18 protein-coding genes are annotated in these 17,666 nt (G+C 74.4%); 9 read left to right on the plus strand and 9 right to left on the minus strand.

From position 1 onward, the window contains the following. Window positions 1-59: 59 nt before the first annotated feature. The 3 genes from CUT44_RS19635 to CUT44_RS19645 are packed head-to-tail and all read right to left on the minus strand — an operon-like array spanning window position 60 to window position 2,206. Window positions 60-398: a DUF3817 domain-containing protein gene (locus CUT44_RS19635; protein ID WP_100203204.1), complete on the minus strand. Its 339-nt coding sequence runs from the start codon at window positions 396-398 to the stop codon at window positions 60-62. A 60-nt stretch (window positions 399-458) separates the two neighbouring features. After that, on the minus strand, window positions 459-968 hold the full coding sequence (locus CUT44_RS19640; protein ID WP_100203423.1) for a MarR family winged helix-turn-helix transcriptional regulator: 510 nt from the start codon (window positions 966-968) through the stop codon (window positions 459-461). 32 nt (window positions 969-1,000) lie between these two features. Further along, window positions 1,001-2,206: an MFS transporter gene (locus tag CUT44_RS19645; RefSeq protein ID WP_408646762.1), complete on the minus strand. Its 1,206-nt coding sequence runs from the start codon at window positions 2,204-2,206 to the stop codon at window positions 1,001-1,003. A gap of 185 nt (window positions 2,207-2,391) precedes the next feature. Between CUT44_RS19645 and CUT44_RS19650 the strand changes: the two genes are divergently transcribed. Next, window positions 2,392-3,447, plus strand: a complete 1,056-nt coding sequence (locus CUT44_RS19650) for an ArsR/SmtB family transcription factor (protein ID WP_100203205.1) — start codon at window positions 2,392-2,394, stop codon at window positions 3,445-3,447. 50 nt (window positions 3,448-3,497) lie between these two features. On the opposite strand, the gene CUT44_RS19655 is transcribed toward CUT44_RS19650, so the two are convergent. Both CUT44_RS19655 and CUT44_RS19660 read right to left on the minus strand, forming a co-directional pair. Continuing rightward, window positions 3,498-3,788, minus strand: a complete 291-nt coding sequence (locus CUT44_RS19655; protein WP_100203206.1) for an MTH1187 family thiamine-binding protein — start codon at window positions 3,786-3,788, stop codon at window positions 3,498-3,500. Next, complete coding sequence (locus CUT44_RS19660) at window positions 3,785-4,162, minus strand: DUF3817 domain-containing protein (protein WP_100203207.1); 378 nt, start codon at window positions 4,160-4,162, stop codon at window positions 3,785-3,787. The genes CUT44_RS19655 and CUT44_RS19660 overlap by 4 nt, the downstream gene beginning before the upstream one ends. 86 nt (window positions 4,163-4,248) lie before the next feature. Here CUT44_RS19660 and CUT44_RS19665 point away from each other — a divergent pair, with 86 nt between their 5' ends. The 5 genes from CUT44_RS19665 (at window position 4,249) to CUT44_RS19690 (ending at window position 7,889) form a co-directional block, all read left to right on the plus strand. Next, window positions 4,249-4,887 carry an AIM24 family protein gene (locus CUT44_RS19665; RefSeq protein ID WP_100203208.1) on the plus strand — a complete coding sequence of 213 codons (639 nt, stop codon included), beginning with the start codon at window positions 4,249-4,251 and terminating at the stop codon, window positions 4,885-4,887. Then, on the plus strand, window positions 4,887-5,537 hold the full coding sequence (locus CUT44_RS19670; protein WP_100203209.1) for an AIM24 family protein: 651 nt from the start codon (window positions 4,887-4,889) through the stop codon (window positions 5,535-5,537). The genes CUT44_RS19665 and CUT44_RS19670 overlap by 1 nt, the downstream gene beginning before the upstream one ends. After that, a complete protein-coding gene (locus tag CUT44_RS19675) occupies window positions 5,534-6,319 on the plus strand; it encodes an AIM24 family protein (RefSeq protein ID WP_100203210.1) in 786 nt (261 codons plus the stop codon). The genes CUT44_RS19670 and CUT44_RS19675 overlap by 4 nt, the downstream gene beginning before the upstream one ends. Before the next feature lie 70 nt (window positions 6,320-6,389). Beyond that, entirely contained in the window at window positions 6,390-6,866 is a 477-nt protein-coding gene (locus CUT44_RS19680) for a MarR family winged helix-turn-helix transcriptional regulator (RefSeq protein ID WP_100203211.1), read from the plus strand. A 180-nt stretch (window positions 6,867-7,046) separates the two neighbouring features. After that, entirely contained in the window at window positions 7,047-7,889 is an 843-nt protein-coding gene (locus tag CUT44_RS19690; RefSeq protein WP_146252264.1) for a hypothetical protein, read from the plus strand. 366 nt (window positions 7,890-8,255) lie between these two features. On the opposite strand, the gene CUT44_RS19695 is transcribed toward CUT44_RS19690, so the two are convergent. Next, on the minus strand, window positions 8,256-9,821 hold the full coding sequence (locus tag CUT44_RS19695; protein ID WP_233221506.1) for a sensor histidine kinase: 1,566 nt from the start codon (window positions 9,819-9,821) through the stop codon (window positions 8,256-8,258). After that, window positions 9,814-10,479, minus strand: coding sequence for a response regulator transcription factor (locus CUT44_RS19700; RefSeq protein ID WP_100203214.1), 666 nt, complete (start codon window positions 10,477-10,479; stop codon window positions 9,814-9,816). The genes CUT44_RS19695 and CUT44_RS19700 overlap by 8 nt, the downstream gene beginning before the upstream one ends. Window positions 10,480-10,601: 122 nt before the next feature. Between CUT44_RS19700 and CUT44_RS19705 the strand changes: the two genes are divergently transcribed. Next, window positions 10,602-11,102 carry a PepSY domain-containing protein gene (locus CUT44_RS19705; RefSeq protein WP_100203215.1) on the plus strand — a complete coding sequence of 167 codons (501 nt, stop codon included), beginning with the start codon at window positions 10,602-10,604 and terminating at the stop codon, window positions 11,100-11,102. 17 nt (window positions 11,103-11,119) lie between these two features. On the opposite strand, the gene meaB is transcribed toward CUT44_RS19705, so the two are convergent. After that, a complete protein-coding gene (gene meaB, locus CUT44_RS19710; RefSeq protein ID WP_100203216.1) occupies window positions 11,120-12,079 on the minus strand; it encodes a methylmalonyl Co-A mutase-associated GTPase MeaB in 960 nt (319 codons plus the stop codon). 165 nt (window positions 12,080-12,244) lie between these two features. Further along, complete coding sequence (locus tag CUT44_RS19715) at window positions 12,245-13,420, minus strand: acetyl-CoA C-acetyltransferase (protein ID WP_100203424.1); 1,176 nt, start codon at window positions 13,418-13,420, stop codon at window positions 12,245-12,247. Window positions 13,421-13,620: 200 nt separating this feature from the next. On the opposite strand from CUT44_RS19715, the gene mce reads away from it, so the two are divergent. Further along, window positions 13,621-14,052, plus strand: a complete 432-nt coding sequence (mce, locus tag CUT44_RS19720) for a methylmalonyl-CoA epimerase (protein WP_100203217.1) — start codon at window positions 13,621-13,623, stop codon at window positions 14,050-14,052. Between the two features lie 148 nt (window positions 14,053-14,200). After that, complete coding sequence (gene scy / locus CUT44_RS19725; RefSeq protein ID WP_100203218.1) at window positions 14,201-17,590, plus strand: polarized growth protein Scy; 3,390 nt, start codon at window positions 14,201-14,203, stop codon at window positions 17,588-17,590. Window positions 17,591-17,666 lie beyond the last annotated feature (76 nt).

The following is a 17,666-nucleotide window of genomic DNA, read 5'->3' on the forward strand; positions in this document are numbered from 1 at the left end:
ACGGCGGGACGGGGCGTGGGCGGGACGGCCGGTGCGGGACGGCCGGTGCGGGGTGCCCGTCAGGCCCGGGCGGGGGCCGTGCCCTCGTCCACGACCAGCGGCTCGACCTGGCGCGACAGCCTGCGCTCGACGAAGAAGGCGGCGGTGGGGACCGTGCCCGCGAGCAGCACCCAGAGCAGCCTGGGGACCGGCAGCTTCGCCTTGAGGCCGAGATCGAAGGCGAAGACCAGGTACAGCACGTACAGCCAGCCGTGGGCGAGGCTGACGACGTAGGTGAAGCCCTCGGCGCCGTCCACCTCCAGCAGATACTTGCCGACCATGCCGAGGGTCAGCAGGATCAGCAGCACACCGGTGACGTACGCCATCACCCGGTAGCGGGTCAGCACGCTCTTCTTCATGCCCACGAGCGTAACCGCCCGGTTCCGGCCCCCCGGGCGGGGCCCCGTCCGGGGGTCGCCTCAGTCCTCCCGGAAGTCGCCCGCCGCCATCCGCAGCGGGCGCAGCAGCGCGAAGATCTCGCCGCACTCCTCCGCGTCGTACGCCCCGAGCCCGAAGTCCATGGCCATCAGGTCGCGGGTGGCCGCCTCGCAGACCTCCCGGCCCCGGTCGGTGATGGAGGCCAGCGTGCCGCGGCCGTCGTTGGGGTTGGGGCGCTTGGCGACCAGGCCCGACCGCACCAGGCGGTCGATGGTGTTGGTCACGGAGGTGGGATGCACCATCAGCCGCTCGCCGATCTTCGACATCGGCAGCTCGCCCTGCTTGGAGAAGGTCAGCAGGACCAGCGCCTCGTAGCGGGCGAAGGTCAGTCCGTAGGGCCTGACGACCGCGTCGACCTCGGCGAGCAGGATCTGGTGCGCGCGCATGATCGAGGTGATCGCGGCCATCGGGGGCACGGACCCCCAACGCTGCTTCCACAGTTCGTCGGCGCGGGCGATCGGATCGAACGACAGACTGAGCGGCTTCGGCACGGCTACGACCATACCGGCCGGTCACATCGTGGTCAGCTCCGTCTCGTCCCCCGGGCACCGGGGGCGGAACGGGAAGCGGGTACGGGCCCGGGTACGGGGTGCCGCCGCACGGCGCGGACCACCACCAGCACGCACACCGCGCCCAGCGCCCCCGCCCCGGCGACCACCCGGTGCGGCGGCACGAACTCGGCCACCAGCCCGCCCGCGGCCATGCCCAGCCCCTGGACCGACATCAGCCCCGCGGACAGCACGGTCATCGCCCGGCCGCGCAGCTCCCGCGGCACGGCGTCCAGGTACCAGCGGTCCAGTCCCAGGGTGTACGCCGCGCCCAGCCCGGCCAGGAAGAGGGCCGCCAGCGCCGGGAGGAGCCCGGGGCGCAGTGCGTAGGCCAGCAGCGGCAGCGGCACCAGCACGGCCAGCGGCAGCACCAGCCGCTCCCGGGCCGCCGGCCCCAGCAGCCCGCCGGCCGCCACCTCGGCCGCGACCGCGCCCACCGGCAGCGCGGCCAGCAGCAGCCCCGTGCCCACCGCTCCGGCGCCGATGCGCTCGGCGTACGGCGCGGCCAGCGCCTCCGGCACCACCATGAAGGCCGCCGGCACCCAGCACAGTGCGAGCAGCGCCCGCACCCGCCGGTCGGCCAGCAGGGTCCGGGTGCCGCCGGCCGTCCGCTCCCGGGTCAGCGGGCCGCGCTCCCGGGTGCCGAGGCGGAGGATCACCGCGGAGAGGAGGAAACCCGCCGCGGTGAGCAGCAGCGCGGTGCGCGGCGCCACCACGGCCAGCAGCAGCCCGCCCGCGGCGAAGCCGGCGATCTGGGCGGCCTGGGCGACGATCCGGATCAGGGAACGGCCCAGGACGAAGGCGTCCCCGTGCAGGATCTCCCCCAGGCTCGCCGCCCGCACCCCGGTGAACAGCGGCGCCACGAACGCCGCCGCCGCGCGGAGCGCCAGCAGCGCCGCCGGCGGCAGACCGGGCAGCACCATGGCGGCGACGCACCCGGCGGAGAACAGATCGCACACCACCAGGGTCCGCCGGGCCGGGAACCGGTCGGCGAGCGGGGCGAGCACGGCGCCGCCGACCGCGTACGGCAGCAGCCCGAGCGCGAAGGTGAGCGCGGTCAGCAGGGTGGAGCCGGTCTCCCGGAACACCAGCACCGACAGGGCGAGCTGGGCGACGACGGTGCCCAGCAGCGACAGCACATGGGCGGCGAGGACGGCCCGGAACTCGCGTACGGCGAACACGGCGCGGTATCCGGCGCGCCCGGCGGTGCCGGGACCGGCGGGGATCCGGGGGTTTCGGGAACTCCGGGGGCTCCGGGACTGGGACGGCATGCCCGGCAGCCTGCGCGGCACGGCCGGGACGGCCTAGTCTTTCGGCCCCGGCCGAATCACCGGCCGCATCACCCGAGCACGTACGGAGGTGGCGCATGCCGGTCCAGTTGCGGCTCGGCGGGGCCGACCTGCTGCGCTGCCGCTTCGCGGTCTCACCGCTGTGGGAGACCCAGGGGGCCGCCCGGGCCCTGGCACACCCGGGCCCGTACCACCTGCCCTGGCTGCGCCGTAGCGCGCCGGTGGCGGCGGAACTGGGGCTGGAGCCGCTGTGGCTGCTGATGCCGGCCCGGGGGTACACCCCGGACTTCCTGTGCCCGCCGCCCGCCGGCGGGCCGGTCCCCTCCTTCGCGGCGGAGCTCGCCCGGGTGCGGGCCACCGACCCCGCCACCGCCCGCGCGGAGATCGCCCGCTCGCTGGCCGGGGTGCCGGGCGCGGCGGACAGCCCGGCCGGCCGGGACCTGCTGGCGGACCCCGCGCGGGCCGTGCGGACCGTGGCCGGGCTCCTGGACCGGGTCTGGCGGACCCTGGTCGCGCCCGACTGGCCGCGGCTGCGGGCCCTGCTGGAGGCGGACGTCGCCTTCCACGCGCGGCGGCTGGCCGAGGGGGGCCTGACCCGGCTGTTCGCCGAGCTGCACCCCCGGGTGAGCTGGTCCGAGGCCGCCGGCACGCTGTCGGTACGGCTCCCCCACGACCACACCTGCGTGCTGGGCGGCGAGGGCCTGACCCTGGTGCCGAGTGTGTTCGTGTGGCCCAACGCCGTGGGAGGTGCCGCGGGAGGCGCGGCGGGGGGCCCGGGGTGCGGACCCGCCCGGCTCCCCGGCGGCGGGGGCACGGGCGGGGAGACGGGCGTACCGCCGGTGATCGTCTACCCGGCGCGCGGCGTCGGCGGGCTGTGGACCGCGGCCGGCGACGGGCCGTCCGGAGCGCTGGCCCGGCTGCTCGGCCCGAGCCGCGCCGCCGTGCTCACCGCGCTCGCCGAGCCCGCCTCCACCACGGCGCTGGCCGCCCGGCTCGGACTCGCCCCGTCCTCGGTCTCGGCCCATCTGCGGACGCTGCGCGAGGCCGGGCTGCTCACCTCGTACCGGGTACGCCACCAGGTGGTCTACGAGCGGACCCCGCTGGGCGCCGCCCTGGCGGCCGGCGGCCGGTGAGACGGGTCCGGGCCCGGACCCGGACCCGGCCGTACGCCGGGCCCCGCGGGTCAGGACAGATGCCGCTCGACGCTCGCCACCTTGGCGGTCAGGCCGTCGGTGACGCCGGGGCGGATGTCGGCCTTCAGCACCAGCGAGACACGCGGCGCACGGGCCTCGACGGCGGCCACCGCCCGCCGCACGACGTCCATGCACTCCTCCCACTCGCCCTCGACCGAGGTGAACATCGCGTCCGTGCGGTGGGGCAGCCCGGACTCGCGGACCACCCGCACCGCGTCCGCGACGTACTCCCCCACCTCCTCGCCGACGCCGAGCGGGGTGACCGAGAAGGCGACGATCACGCGTCCACCGCCCCCGTCCGGGGCTGCTCGGACTGCCGGCGCGAGTGCTCGGCCCGGGCCCGGGCGGCGATCACGCTGTCCTCGGTCTCGCGGCGCAGCAGTTTGTCGGCGTAGAAGCCGCCGCCGGGCAGCACGGAGAGCACCAGGTAGAGGGCGGCCCGGCCCATCGGCCACCGGGCCCGGTTCCAGGCGTCCACCCAGAAGAGCACGTAGAGGACGAAGAGGACGCCGTGGACGGCGCCCATCACCGGCACGGCGTTGAAGTCCGTCGTCCGCTTGAGCACGGAGCACACCAGCAGCACCAGGAAGGACACGGCCTCCGGGGTGGAGACCAGCCGGAGACGGCGCAGCGCTGAAGCAGTCTTGAGGTCCACGGGGAGATCCTTTGTGAAGGGATGCACAAGCTCTGCCATTGTGACAGCCTCCCGCCCGGCGCGGGCATGCGGGTAGATTGCGTCATGTGGCTCAGTTCCGACTCCAAGGCAGCAAGGTGCTCGCCGTCGACCTGACCGGTGACACGGTCCGGGCGAAGAACGGCGCGATGGTCGCCTACGAGGGCCAGATGGCCTTCAAGAAGCTCTCCGGCGGCGGTGAGGGCCTGCGCGGCATGGTCACGCGCCGCCTCACCGGTGAGCAGATGGAGCTGATGGAGGTGAAGGGCCAGGGCACCTGCTACCTCGCCGACCGCGCCAGCGAGATCAGCCTGGTGGCGCTCAACGGCGAGAAGCTCCAGGTGGAGGCGAGCAACCTGCTCTGTGTGGACGGCTCGCTGCGCACCGGCACCACCTTCACCGGGACGCGCGGCGCGGCCCAGGGCAACGGCCTGTTCACCACCACCGTCGAGGGGCACGGCACGGCGGCGCTGATGTCGGACGGCCCCGCGGTGGTGCTGCGCGTCACCCCGCAGTCCCCGCTCCAGGTGGACCCGGGGGCGTATGTGGCGCACACCGGGAACCTCCGGCAGCACTTCCAGTCCGGGGTGAACTTCCGGACGTTCATGGGCGAGGGTTCGGGCGAGTCCTTCCAGCTCCGCTTCGAGGGCGACGGGCTGGTCTACGTGCAGCCGAGCGAGCGGAACACCATCGGGGGTGACGTGTAGTGCCGTTCCGGGAGATCAGTTCCAAGATGATCGAGGCCCGGGTGGCGCCCGGGCAGCGGCTGTTCAGCCAGCGCGGCGCGATGATCGCGTACCAGGGCCAGGTCACCTTCACCCCCAACGCGCAGGGCGGCCAGGGCGGCATCGGCTCGATGATCGGGCGGCGGCTGGCGGGCGAGGCCGCCCCGCTGATGACCGTGGAGGGCGACGGCACGGTGCTCTTCGGCCACGGCGGCCACCACGTCGAGGTGATCGAGCTGGCCGGCGACACCCTCTGTGTGGAGGCCGACCGGCTGCTCGCCTTCGACGGGACACTGGAGCAGGGCACGATGTTCATGGGCTCCCAGGGCGGGGTCATGGGCATGGTCCGCGGCCAGGTGACCGGGCAGGGCCTGTTCACCACCACCCTCAAGGGCCACGGCTCGGTGGCGGTGATGGCGCACGGCGGGGTGATCCAGCTCCCCGTCACCCCGGGCAACCCCGTCCGGGTGGACCCGCAGGCGTACGTCGCCCACCACGGGAACGTGCAGAACAAGCTCTCCACCGCGCTCGGCTGGCGGGACATGGTCGGGCGCGGCTCGGGCGAGGCGTTCCAACTGGAGCTGTCCGGCCAGGGAATGGTGTTCGTGCAGGCGAGCGAGGAGAAACTGTGAACGGTCCGGTCGTCCACGACGCCCACACCCTGCCGTCGAACGACAACGTCAACGCGTACACCTTCTGTGTGGACCTGCGGGGGCAGTGGTTCCTGCAGAAGGGGAAGATGATCGCCTACTACGGGCAGATCAGCTTCAACGGCATCGGCCACGGCCCGCTGGACCGCCTGGTCGCCACCAGCTTCCACTCCCCGCTGCACGCCTCGGACTGGGTGGTCGCCGAGGGCCAGGGCAGGATGCTGCTCGCCGACCGGGCGTTCGACGTGAACTCCTACGACCTTCAGGACGGCAACCTCACCATCCGCTCGGGCAACCTGCTGGCCTTCGAGCCGAGTCTGTCGCTGAAGCAGTCGATCATCCCCGGCTTCGTCACGCTGCTCGGGACGGGGAAGTTCGTGGCTGCCTCCAACGGCGAGGTGCACTTCGTCGAGCCGCCGGTCCGGGTGGACCCGCAGGCGCTGGTGGGCTGGGCGGACTGCCCCTCGCCCTGCCACCACTACGACCACGGGTACATGCGCGGGGTCCTCGGCGGACTGCGGGCGGTCACCGGGTTCGGCGGGACCTCCGGCGAGGAGCACCAGTTCGACTTCGTCGGTACGGGCACGGTGCTGATCCAGTCCACCGAGGTGCTGATGGAGGAGCGGGCCACCGGTGCCGCCCCGAACGAGCCGGGCGTCCCCGGCGGCGGGCCGGGCGGAGGTCATGGCGGGGGTCATGGCGGGCAGCAGCTCCCGCAGCTTCCGGGACAGTTCGGGAGCATTCAGCGGCGCTTCGGTCTGTAGTGGGTGGTTTACCGCCGGTAAGAGGCTCTCGGCAGGTCCGGCCGCGAAGGGCCGGATAGAGTCCACCCTCATGGACACCGACAAGGAACCCCGCTGGCTCAGCGAGGAGGAACAGCACGCCTGGCGCGTGCACCTCGATGTCAACAGGCTTCTGATGTACCAGCTGGAGCGGGATCTCCAGCCGTTCGGTCTGACCCTCAACGACTACGAGATCCTGGTGAACCTCTCCGAGTCGGACGGCCGCCGGATGCGGATGAGCGATCTGGCCGCCGCCACCCGCCAGTCCAAGAGCCGCCTGTCCCATCAGATCACCCGCATGGAGAAGGCCGGGCTGGTGCGCCGGGAGAACTGCGAGTCCGACAAGCGCGGGCTGTTCGCGGTGCTCACCGATCGCGGCTGGCGGACGATGAGCGAGGTGGCGCCGCATCATGTCGCCTCGGTGCGGCGCCACTTCATCGATCTGCTCCCCCCGGAGGCGCTGGGCGGCCTGCACAAGGCGCTGACGCCCGTCGCCGAGCACCTGCGGTCGGTACGCGGCCGCGGCTGAGCCGGCGACCCCCGCGTGTCGGCGGCCGGTGGTGGTGGATGATGGACCGGCCCGCTCAGTCTCCGTGACCGACGAGACCCGACGGGTCCGTGGCTGACGGTGTCTTTCCGGGGGAACGCGGCACCGGACGAGCGGGAGGGCCGTCCGCCGCCGGATCCGCCCCAAGAGGTGACCACCGACATGAGTCAGCCCCCCGGCTGGCCCCCGCCGCCCCCCGACGGCCACGGCGCCCCCGGTTCCCCGGGCGGCCCCCCGCCGCAGAACCCGCCGCCGGCCGGCCCTCCGGCGTACCCCGCGGGCGGGCAGCCCGGCTACGCGTATCCGCCGCCCCAGCAGCCGCCGTACCAGCAGCCGCAGTCGCCGTACCAGCAGCCTCAGCAGCCCTACGGGCAGCCGGGCCCGTACGGCGCCTGGCCGCCACCGCCCCCGCCGGGCGGCGGAAGCTCAGGCGCGCGGGGCAAGGTGGCCCTCATCGTCGGCGGTGCCGTGGTGCTGCTCGCCCTCATCGGCGGCGGTACGTATCTGGCGGTCCGGGACGACGGGAACGACGGGAAACAGCCCGCCGCCGGCACCTCCGTGAGCCCGGAGCCCACCGGCTCCTCCGCCTCCGACCCGGCCGCGGAGCCCTCGGCGGAGCCCGAGGCCACCGACGACCCGCTCGCCGGGGACCCCACCGAGGACGCCGAGGACACCGAGGAGCCGGTCGGTCCGCCGCCCGCCGACCGCGGCGACTTCCTCGGGCAGTGGCAGGCCGACGCCGGCCAGACCCTGACCATCGGCGCGAAGCTCGACAGCGGGGAGATGAAGGGCAAGAACTCCGCCATCTGGATCGACCCGGACGGCGAGGGCCTGTGCCTGGGCGTCGGCCAGAACCAGGGCGACGACTTCCGGCTGGCGGTCAGATGCGGGCGGGGCGAGGACGAGAAGTACCTCGCCGCCACCGCCACCAAGTCCCCGGACGGTGACAGCATCAGCCTGAAGTGGGACGAGGGTGGTACGGACGAACTCGCCTGGAACGGTTAGCGCCCGTGCGAGCGGGGTCCGCCCGGAGGCGGGGCGCCCTGGTGCCGGAGTCGCCCCGCCGGAGGCGGGACCGGTGGCCCCTCCCCGGCGGGAGCGGCCGCGGGACGGCCGGAGCCGTACTGACCGGGCCCCTGCCCGGTGCCTGCCCGGTGGCCCGGCCGACGCGCCGCGGGGCGCCTCCCGGCGGCGGCAGGGGCGGCAGCGGACAGGGCGAACCGTCCGCGGCGCCGACGCCCGGAAGGGCCGCGAGGTGCCCCGGTGGGCGCGTCCGTGCGGCGGGGGCACGGGTCGCGGGTAGCCGGGGCCCGTGCCCGGGCTCCCGGCCGCCCGCGGCACCGGGCCGGACCCTGAAGGCGCGGCGCGCCGTCAGGGTCCGGCTACGGGCAGCCGCAGCGTGAACAGGGCGCCCCCCTCCCGGGCCCGGCCGACGGTCAGGGTGCCGCCGTGGCGGGTCGCCACGTCCCGGGCGATGGCCAGCCCCAGTCCGGCCCCGCCGTCGTCCCGGCTGCGCGCGTCGTCGAGCCGCACGAACCGCTCGAAGACCCTCTCCCGTTCCGCCTCCGGGACGCCCGTGCCGTCGTCGGCGACCTCCAGCACCACCTGCCCGCCCTCGCGGCGCACGCCCACCCGGACCCCGTGCTCCGCGTGGCGCTGCGCGTTGTCCAGGAGATTGCCCAGCACCCGGGCGAGCTGGCCGCGGGAGCCCGTCACCTCCGGGAGGGATCCTCGGTGCTCAGCTACGGTCACGGGGACCCGGTCCGCGGGGCGCTGCGCCAGTTCCTCCCGCAGCAGCGCGTCCAGCGCCACCCGCTTGTCCCCCGGCCGCTCCCCGGCGTCCAGCCGGGCCAGCAGCAGCAGGTCGGCGGCGAGGTCCTGCAGCCGTACGGTGTCGTGGACGGCGCCGTCGAGGTCGAGCAGCCGGGGGTGGGCCGCGGCCACCTCCAGCTGGGTGCGCAGGGAGGCGATCGGGCTGCGCAGTTCGTGCGAGGCGTCGGCGACGAAGCGGCGCTGCCGCTCGACGGCCGCCTGGAGGGCCGTCAGGGTCTCGTTGGTGGTCCGGGCCAGTCTCGCGATCTCGTCCCCGGTGGCGGGCTCGGGCACCCGCCGGGACAGGTCGGTGCCGGCCGCGATGGCCGCCATCTCCCGCCGGATGCCCTCCACCGGCCGCAGCGCACCGCGGGTCACCAGCCAGGTGACCCCCCCGACCACGGCCAGCAGCACGGGCAGCCCGGTCAGCATGGCGTTGCCGACGGTGGACACCGCCTCCTCCTGCTCGGCGAGGGACGCGCCCGCGTAGACGGTGACGGGGACCCGGTCGCGGGTGACGCTCTGCACGGCGACCAGCCGGAAGTCCTGCAGTCCGGTCGCCCGGCCCTCCCGGAAGGTCACCTCGCCGTCGTCGTCGACGGGCAGGGGGACGGTCTCGGTGACGCTGTTGCGGTCCACCTCGACGGGCTCCTCGGGCGGTGCGGTGGTGCCGGCGTCGCCGCCGCCGTCGTCGTCATCGCCGTCATCGCCGTCGTCGCCGTCGTCATCGCCGTCGTCATCGCCGGTCCGGCCCTCCGGGGAGGGCGTGGCGGGCGGCTGGCGCGGGCCGGAGTCCGCGGGCCGGTTGAAGTCGGCGACGGGAGCACGGCCGCGCAGCGGGCGGCTGGCGCCGAGTACCGTTCCGGCGGCGTCCACCACCTGTACCGGTTCGTCGTCCGCCAGCGCGTCCATCCCGGCCACCTCGTCCACCGGTACGTCGACGACCCCGGCGGCCACCTCGCGGGCGGTGGTCTCGGCATGCAGCCGGGCGTTCTCCGCGAGGCCGCCGCGCAACACCGCGACCACCGCGAAGCCGGCCGCCACCAGTGCGACGGCCACCACGAGCGTGGCGCCGAGCGCGGCACGCGCCCGGACGGTGAGCCGGGTCAGGGACGGCCTAGGCACCGGCGCCCACCAGCCGGTACCCGGCACCGCGGACGGTGGCGACCGCGCCGGGGCCGAGCTTGCGGCGCAGCGCGCTGACGTACACCTCGACGATGTTGACGTCTCCCTCATAGGCGAAGTCCCAGACGTGTTCGAGGATCTCCGACTTGGAGACCACCTCCCCCGCCCGCACCGCCAGGTACTCCAGTACCGCGAACTCCTTGGCGGTCAGTGCCACGTCCCGGCCTGCCACCGTCACCTGCCGCGTACCGGGATCCACGACCAGTTCTCCGACACGTACCACGGACGCCCCGCCGCGGGTGCGGCGGCGCAGCAGCGCGCGGACCCGGGCGAGCAGCACCACATAGGAGAACGGCTTGGTCAGGTAGTCGTCGGCGCCGGTATCGAGCCCCTCCGCCTCGTCGTACTCACCGTCCTTGGCGGTCAGCATCAGGATGGGCGTCTCGTCGCCCGCGGCGCGCAGCGCGGCGCAGACCCGGTAGCCGTTCATGCCCGGCAGCATGATGTCGAGGACGATCAGGTCGTACGGGCCCTCGGTCGCCCGGTGCAGCCCGTCGATCCCGTCGTGGGCCACGTCGACGGCGAAGCCCTCGGCCGTGAGCCCTCTGGCCAGCGACAGGGCGAGCCGCTTCTCGTCCTCCACGATCAGTACGCGCACGGCCCCAGCCTGACAGAACGTGCCTGAAGAGATCTTCAGGTGGTTTCAGGAAACCTTCAGCCGGCCCCTGCGACGGTGTCTCCCATCAGCCGCAGACCCCGCAGCCCGGGAGGAACCACCTCATGAACCGCAAGCCGACCGTCAACCGCAAGCTGGTCATCGCCGCCGTCGCCACCGCCGCACTCGCCATCAGCGGGACCACTCTCGCCTTCGCCGGCGACGACACCTCGTCGGACGCCCTGGCAGCAGCTCTGCGGGCCGACGCCGACGACCGCGCCGACGACCGCGACGACGACCGCGACGACCAGGACGGCAGCCGCGACGACTCCGACGACCGGTGGGAACTGCGCGACGCGGAGGTGACGCTCCAGAAGGCGGTCGAGGCCGCGCTGAAGGCCGTGCCGGGCACGGCGGAGTCCGCAGAGCCGACCGATGACGGCGACCGGCCGGCCTGGGAGATCGACATCCTGGGCGAGGACGGCAGGTGGCACGAGATCACGGTGGACGCGGGCAACGGCGGCATCCTCGACCGGGACGACGTCCAGGACGACCGGGACGACGACCGCGACGACCGCGACGACGACCGCGACGACCGCGACGACGACCGGGACGACGACCGCTGACCGGCCGCCCCTCCGGGCTACTTCCCGGTCAGCCCGGTCACCAGCTCGTCGGCCGCCGCGTACGGGTCGAGCGTCCCGGCCGTGATCCGCTCGGCCAGCGCGTCCAGCCGCCGGTCGCCGTGCAGGTCGCCGATCCGCTCGCGCAGCGCGGTCACCGCGATGGTCTCCACCTCGCGGGCCGCGCGCGCCCGGCGGCGGGCGGCGAGCACGCCGTGCTCCGCCATCCAGGCGCGGTGCTTGTCCAGTGCCGCCACGACCTCGTCGACGCCCTCGCCGCGCGCGGCGACGGTCCTGACGATCGGCGGGCGCCAGTCGCCGGGCTTGCGGGCCTCGCCGAGGCCCAGCATGTGGTTCAGTTCCCGGGCGGTGGCGTCGGCGCCGTCCCGGTCGGCCTTGTTGACCACGTACACGTCGCCGATCTCCAGGATCCCGGCCTTGGCGGCCTGGATGCCGTCGCCCATGCCGGGGGCGAGGAGGACCACACAGGTGTCGGCCTGCGAGGCGATCTCCACCTCGGACTGGCCGACGCCGACCGTCTCCACCAGGACCACGTCGCAGCCCGCCGCGTCCAGTACGCGGATGGCCTGCGGGGCCGCCCAGGCCAGCCCGCCCAGGTGGCCGCGGGTGGCCATGGAGCGGATGTAGACGCCCGGGTCGCCGGCGTGCTCCGACATCCGCACCCGGTCGCCCAGCAGCGCGCCGCCGGAGAACGGCGAGGAGGGGTCCACGGCCAGCACGCCGACCCGCCGGCCGGCCTTGCGGTACGCGGTCACCAGCGCCGAGGTGGAGGTGGACTTGCCCACCCCCGGTGAGCCGGTCAGCCCGACGACGTAGGCGTTGCCGGTGAGCGGCGCCAGCGCCGCCATCACCTCGCGCAGGTGCGGGGAGGCTCCTTCCACCAGCGAGATCAGCCGGGCCACGGCCCGGGGCCTGCCCTGCCGCGCCTGTTCCACCAGTCCGGCGACGTCCACCGCCATGCGTGCCGCTCCCTACGATCCGTCCATCGGCCGACCGGCCGATCGTCCCATCCGCTCACCGGCCGCCGCCGTACCGCCCGTCTCCTCCGCGCCCACGGGCCGCGCGGGTCCGCACGCCGCGCCGTACGCGTCCGGTACGGGCGGCGTGCGGACCCGCGCCCGGTGTCACTTCCCCGGCACCCGCAGGATCAGGGCGTCGCCCTGGCCGCCACCGCCGCACAGCGCCGCGGCGCCGGTGCCGCCGCCCCGCCGCCCGAGCTCCAGGGCGAGGTGGAGCACGATCCGTGCCCCGGACATCCCGATCGGGTGACCGAGCGCGATGGCGCCACCGTTGACGTTCACCTTTTCGTGGTCGATTCCGAGGTCCTTCACCGACTGCACCGCGACGGCCGCGAAGGCCTCGTTGATCTCGACCAGGTCGAGGTCGCCGACCTCCAGCCCCTCCTTGCCCAGCGCGTGCCGGATGGCGTTGGACGGCTGCGACTGCAGCGAGTTGTCCGGGCCCGCGACGTTGCCGTGCGCGCCGATCTCGGCGATCCACTCCAGGCCGAACTCCTCCGCCTTCGCCCGGCTCATCACGACCACCGCGGCTGCGCCGTCGGAGATCTGCGAGGACGAGCCGGCGGTGATGGTGCCGTCCGCGGCGAAGGCCGGGCGCAACCTGCCCAGGGACTCGGCGGTGGTCTCCGGCCGGATGCCCTCGTCCTGGGTGAACAGCACCGGGTCGCCCTTGCGCTGCGGGATCTCCACCGGGGTGATCTCGGCGTCGAACAGGCCGTTCTTCTGCGCGGCGGCGGCCCGCCGGTGGGACCGGGCGGCGACCTCGTCCTGCTCGGCGCGGCCGATGGCCAGCCGGGTGTTGTGCTTCTCGGTGGACTCGCCCATGGCGACGTTCTCGAAGGAGTCGGTGAGACCGTCGTGCGCCATGGCGTCCAGCATCTGCACCGCGCCGTACTTGAAGCCCTCGCGGGACTTGGGCAGCAGGTGCGGGGCGTTCGTCATGGACTCCTGGCCGCCCGCGACGACCACGTCGAACTCACCGGCGCGGATGAGCTGGTCGGCCAGGGCGATGGCGTCCAGCCCGGAGAGGCACACCTTGTTGACCGTGAGGGCGGGGACGTTCATGGGGATGCCGGCCTTCACCGCGGCCTGGCGGGCCGGGATCTGTCCCGCCCCGGCCTGCAGCACCTGTCCCATGATCACGTACTGGACCTGGTCCCCGGCGATGCCCGCGCGGTCCAGGGCGGCCTTGATGGCGAAGCCGCCGAGGTCGGCTCCGGAGAAGGATTTCAGCGAGCCCAGCAGGCGGCCCATGGGAGTACGGGCACCGGCGACGATCACGGAGGTGGTCGCGGACGCCGCGCCGGTCCTGCCGCTGGTCCTGGCGTTCGTCTTTTCGGTCACGGTGCGGCCCCTTTCGGAGCGGGAGTTAACGAGGGTTTATCGCCAATGTACTGAGCGGTACCGGCCAAGGTCACCGGTCGGTCGGTGTGACCGTGCGCACGTTGCGTAACCGCACCGTCAGGCGGTCCACTGTTGTCATGCTGACGCGTATCGACCACATCGGGATCGCCTGCTTCGATCTGGACAGGACGGTCGAGTTCTACCGTGCCACCTACGGCTTCGAGGTGTTCCACACCGAGGTGAACGAGGAGCAGGGGGTGCGTGAGGCCATGCTGCGGATCAACGGCACGGACGACGGCGGTGCCTCCTACCTCCAGTTGCTGGAACCGGTCCGGGAGGACTCCACCGTCGCCAAGTGGCTGGCGAAGAACGGCGAGGGTGTGCACCACATCGCCTTCGGCACCGCGGACGTCGACGGGGACTCCGAGGCCATCCGCGGCAAGGGCGTACGCGTGCTGTACGACGAGCCGCGCACCGGCTCGATGGGGTCGCGGATCACGTTCCTGCATCCCAAGGACTGCCACGGCGTCCTCACGGAACTGGTCACCTCCGCTCCCGTACAACACTGACGTGGGCTCCCCCGGCCGGTAGAGTGGCCGTTCGGCCGGGGCTGCGGGCTGACTGGGGTCCGTCCCAGGTTCCGCCGATGATCTGACACCATTTCTCCGAGGGGTCAGTTCACCTTCACCACGACCAGGGGACGGATGGGACCGCGCAGTGCGGGGCTACGACCGCTACGAGGCTGACGACCACCTGTCCCGGCTCGAAGCCGAGATGAAGCGGCTGAAGGACGAGCGGGACAAGGCGGTCGACCACGCCGACGACCTCGGCTACCAGGTCGAAGTGCTGCGCGCCAAGCTGCACGAGGCGCGCCGCGCTCTCGCCGCGCGCCCGGCCGGTTACGACAACCTGTCCCACCAGGCCGAACAGCTGCTGCGCAACGCGCAGCTCCAGGCCGAGCAGTTGCGCGCCGACGCCGAGCGCGAACTGCGCGAGGCCCGCGCCCAGACCCAGCGGATCCTCCAGGAGCACGCCGAGCGGCAGGCCCGGATGGAGGCCGAGCTGCACGCGGAGGCCGTGGCCCGCCGCCAGCGGCTGGACGAGGAGCTCAACGAGCGCCGCGCGACCGTCGAGTCCCATGTCAACGAGAACGTCGCCTGGGCCGAGCAGCTGCGCTCCCGCAGCGAGGCGCAGGCCCGCCGGCTGATGGACGAGGCGCGCGGCGAGGCCGAGCAGACCCTGGCCGCCGCCCGGGCCGAGGCCGAACGGCTGGCCGAGCAGTCCCGGCAGCGGCTGTCCACCGAGGTCGAGACGGCCCGCACCGAGGCCGAGGCCCTGCTGCGCCGGGCCCGCGCGGAGGCCGAGCGGCTGCTGAACGCCGCCGGCGCCCAGGCCCAGGAGGCCACCGAGCACGCCGAGCGGCTGCGCACCTCCACCGCCACCGAGTCCGAGGCCGCCCGGGCCGAGGCCGCCGGTCTGCTCCGGCAGGCCGAGCAGCGGATCCAGGAGGCCGACACGGCGCTGCGCGAGGCCCGCGCCGAGGGCGAGCGGGTCCTCACCGAGGCGAAGGAGGCCGCCGCCAGGCGGCTGGCCGACGTCGAGGCGGAGAACGAGCAGCGCGGCCGTACCGCCCGGGCCGAGATCGCCCGGCTGGTCGCCGAGGCGACCAAGGAGGCGGAGAGCGCCAAGACGGAGGCCGAGCAGGTGCGGGCCGACGCCCGTGCCGAGGCCGAGCGGCTGATCGCCGAGGCGAAGGAGACCGCCCGGGCGGTGTCGGCCGAGGAGTCGGCCGCCCAGCTCGCCGAGGCCGCCCGTACCGCCGAGGAGGTGCTCACCAAGGCGGCCGAGGAGGCCAAGTCCACCACCCGGGCCGCCGCCGAGGAGGCCGAGCGGCTGCGCACCGAGGCCGAGGCGGAGGCCGACCGGCTGCGCGCCGAGGCGCACGACCTCGCCGAGCAGCTCAAGGGCGCGGCCCAGGACGACACCAAGGAGTACCGCGCCAAGACGGTCGAACTCCAGGAGGAGGCGCGGCGGCTGCGCGGCGAGGCGGAGCAGTTGCGCGCCGACGCGGTCGGGGAGGGTGAGCGGATCCGCGGCGAGGCCCGCCGCGAGGCGGTCCAGCAGATCGAGGAGGCGGCCAGCCGCGCCGAGGAACTGCTCAGCCAGGCCAAGGCGGACGCCGAGGAGACCCGCGGCGCCGCCACCGCCGAGAGCGAGCGGGTCCGCACCGAGGCGATCGAGCGGGCCGCCGGCCTGCGCCGGCAGGCCGAGGAGGCGCTGGAGCGGGCCCGTGCCGAGGCCGAGCAGCTGCGTACGGACGCCGAGCGGCAGGCCGAGGAGACCCGCGCGGAGGCCGAGCGGGCCGGGCAGCGGCTGCGCGAGGAGACCGAGGAGGCCGTACGCGCCCGCCGGGCCGAGGCGGACGCGGAGCTGGAGCGGCTGCGCACCGAGGCCGAGGAGCGGCTGACGGCGGCCGAGGAGCGGCTGCGCGAGGCACGTGCCGAGGCCGAGCGGCTGCGCGAGGAGGCCCGTACCGAGACGGAGCGGCTGCGCACGGAGTCGGCGGAACGGCTGCGGGTCCTGCGGGAGCAGGCCGAGGAGGAGGCCGAGCGGCTGCGCACCGAGGCGGTCTCGGACGCCGCCCAGGCCCGGGCCGAGGGCGAGGCCCTCGCGGTACGGCTGCGCGGCGAGGCGGCGGCCGAGGCCGAGCGGCTGCGCACCGAGGCGCAGGAGACGGCCGACCGGGTGCGGGCGGAGGCCTCCACCGCGGCCGAACGCATCGGCGCGGAGGCGGCCGAGGCGCTGTCCGCGGCCCAGGAGGAGGCGCAGCGGCGGCGGCGCGAGGCCGAGGAGCTGCTCGCCGACGCCCGTGCGGACGCCGAGCGCGAGCGCGCCCAGGCCCGGGAGCAGAGCGAGGACCTGCTCGCCTCGGCCCGCACCCGGGTCGAGGAGGCGCAGGCCGAGGCCGAGCGGCTGGTCGTCGAGGCCGAGCGGCACGCGGGCGAACTGGTCGCGGCAGCCGAGCAGAAGGCCCAGCAGGTGCGCGACTCGGTCGCGGGCATGCACGAGCAGGCCGAGGAGGAGATCGCCGGTCTGCGGTCCGCGGCCGAGCACGCCGCGGCCACCCTGCGCCGGGAGGCGAAGGAGGAGACGGACGCCGCCAAGTCGCTGGCGGAGCGCACGGTCTCGGAGGCGATCGCCGAGGCGGAGCGGGTCCGCACCGGCGCGGACCAGGAGGCCGAGCGGACGCGTACCGAGGCCGACCGGATCCGGGACGAGGCCCGGGAGGCGGCGGCGCGGAAGCTGGGCGACGCGGCCGAACAGGCCGACCGGCTCGTCGCCGGGGCCCGGGAGGAGGCCGTCCGTATCGCGGCCGCCGCCGAGGAGCAGGCGGACACCATGGTCGGCGCCGCCCGCCGGGAGGCCGAGCGGCTGATGACCGAGGCGCGGGGCGAGAGCACCGGCCTGGTCGAGAAGTCCCGCCGCGACTCCGACACCATGCTGGAGGAGGCCCGCCGCGACGCCACGGCCATACGGGAGCGGGCCGAGGAGCTGCGGGCCCGCATCGAGGCGGAGGTCGAGGAGCTGCACGACCGGGCGCGCCGGGAGTCGGCCGAGGCGGTGCGGTCCGCCGGCGAGCGGGTGGACAAGCTGGTGAAGGCCGCGGACGAACAGCTCGCCGAGGCCCGGGAGAAGGCCCGCCGGACGCTGGCGGACGCGGACTCCGAGGCGGGCAAGGTCCGTATCGCGGCGGTACGGAAGGCCGAAGGGCTGCTCAAGGAGGCCGAGCAGAAGAAGGCCGCGATCATCCGGGAGGCCGAGCGGCTGCGTGCCGACGCCGAGGCGGAGGCGAAGCGGACCCTGGAGCAGGGCAGACGGGAGCTGGAGGTGCTGACCCGCCGCCGCGAGGACATCAACACCGAGATCTCCCGCGTCCAGGACGTGCTGGAGGCGCTGGAATCCTTCGAGGCACCCGGTGCCCGCGGTGGGGGCGGCGGCAAGGGCGACAAGAGCGGAAAAGGAGCCGACGGGGGATCAAACGGCGTGGTGAAGGCCGGAGTCGGAGCAGGAGCCGCACATGCGAACAGCAAGCAGGGCAAGAACTGAACCACTCGAACGGGCGTACATTCTCCATATCAAACCGGCATCTTCTCGGTGACACGCCGCTTTCGCCCCTAGGATT

This window comes from Streptomyces carminius, from assembly GCF_002794255.1.
In the GTDB taxonomy this organism is placed as follows: domain Bacteria; phylum Actinomycetota; class Actinomycetes; order Streptomycetales; family Streptomycetaceae; genus Streptomyces; species Streptomyces carminius.

Excerpts from the sequence above, each read along its gene's own strand:
- CUT44_RS19690 (WP_146252264.1), top strand. The coding sequence starts at position 7,047 with ATGAGTCAGCCCCCCGGCTGGCCCCCGCCGCCCCCCGACGGCCACGGC.
- meaB (WP_100203216.1), bottom strand. The coding sequence starts at position 12,079 with ATGGCGGTGGACGTCGCCGGACTGGTGGAACAGGCGCGGCAGGGCAGG.
- mce (WP_100203217.1), top strand. The coding sequence starts at position 13,621 with ATGCTGACGCGTATCGACCACATCGGGATCGCCTGCTTCGATCTGGAC.
- CUT44_RS19705 (WP_100203215.1), top strand. The coding sequence starts at position 10,602 with ATGAACCGCAAGCCGACCGTCAACCGCAAGCTGGTCATCGCCGCCGTC.
- CUT44_RS19635 (WP_100203204.1), bottom strand. The coding sequence starts at position 398 with ATGAAGAAGAGCGTGCTGACCCGCTACCGGGTGATGGCGTACGTCACC.
- CUT44_RS19680 (WP_100203211.1), top strand. The coding sequence starts at position 6,390 with ATGGACACCGACAAGGAACCCCGCTGGCTCAGCGAGGAGGAACAGCAC.
- CUT44_RS19650 (WP_100203205.1), top strand. The coding sequence starts at position 2,392 with ATGCCGGTCCAGTTGCGGCTCGGCGGGGCCGACCTGCTGCGCTGCCGC.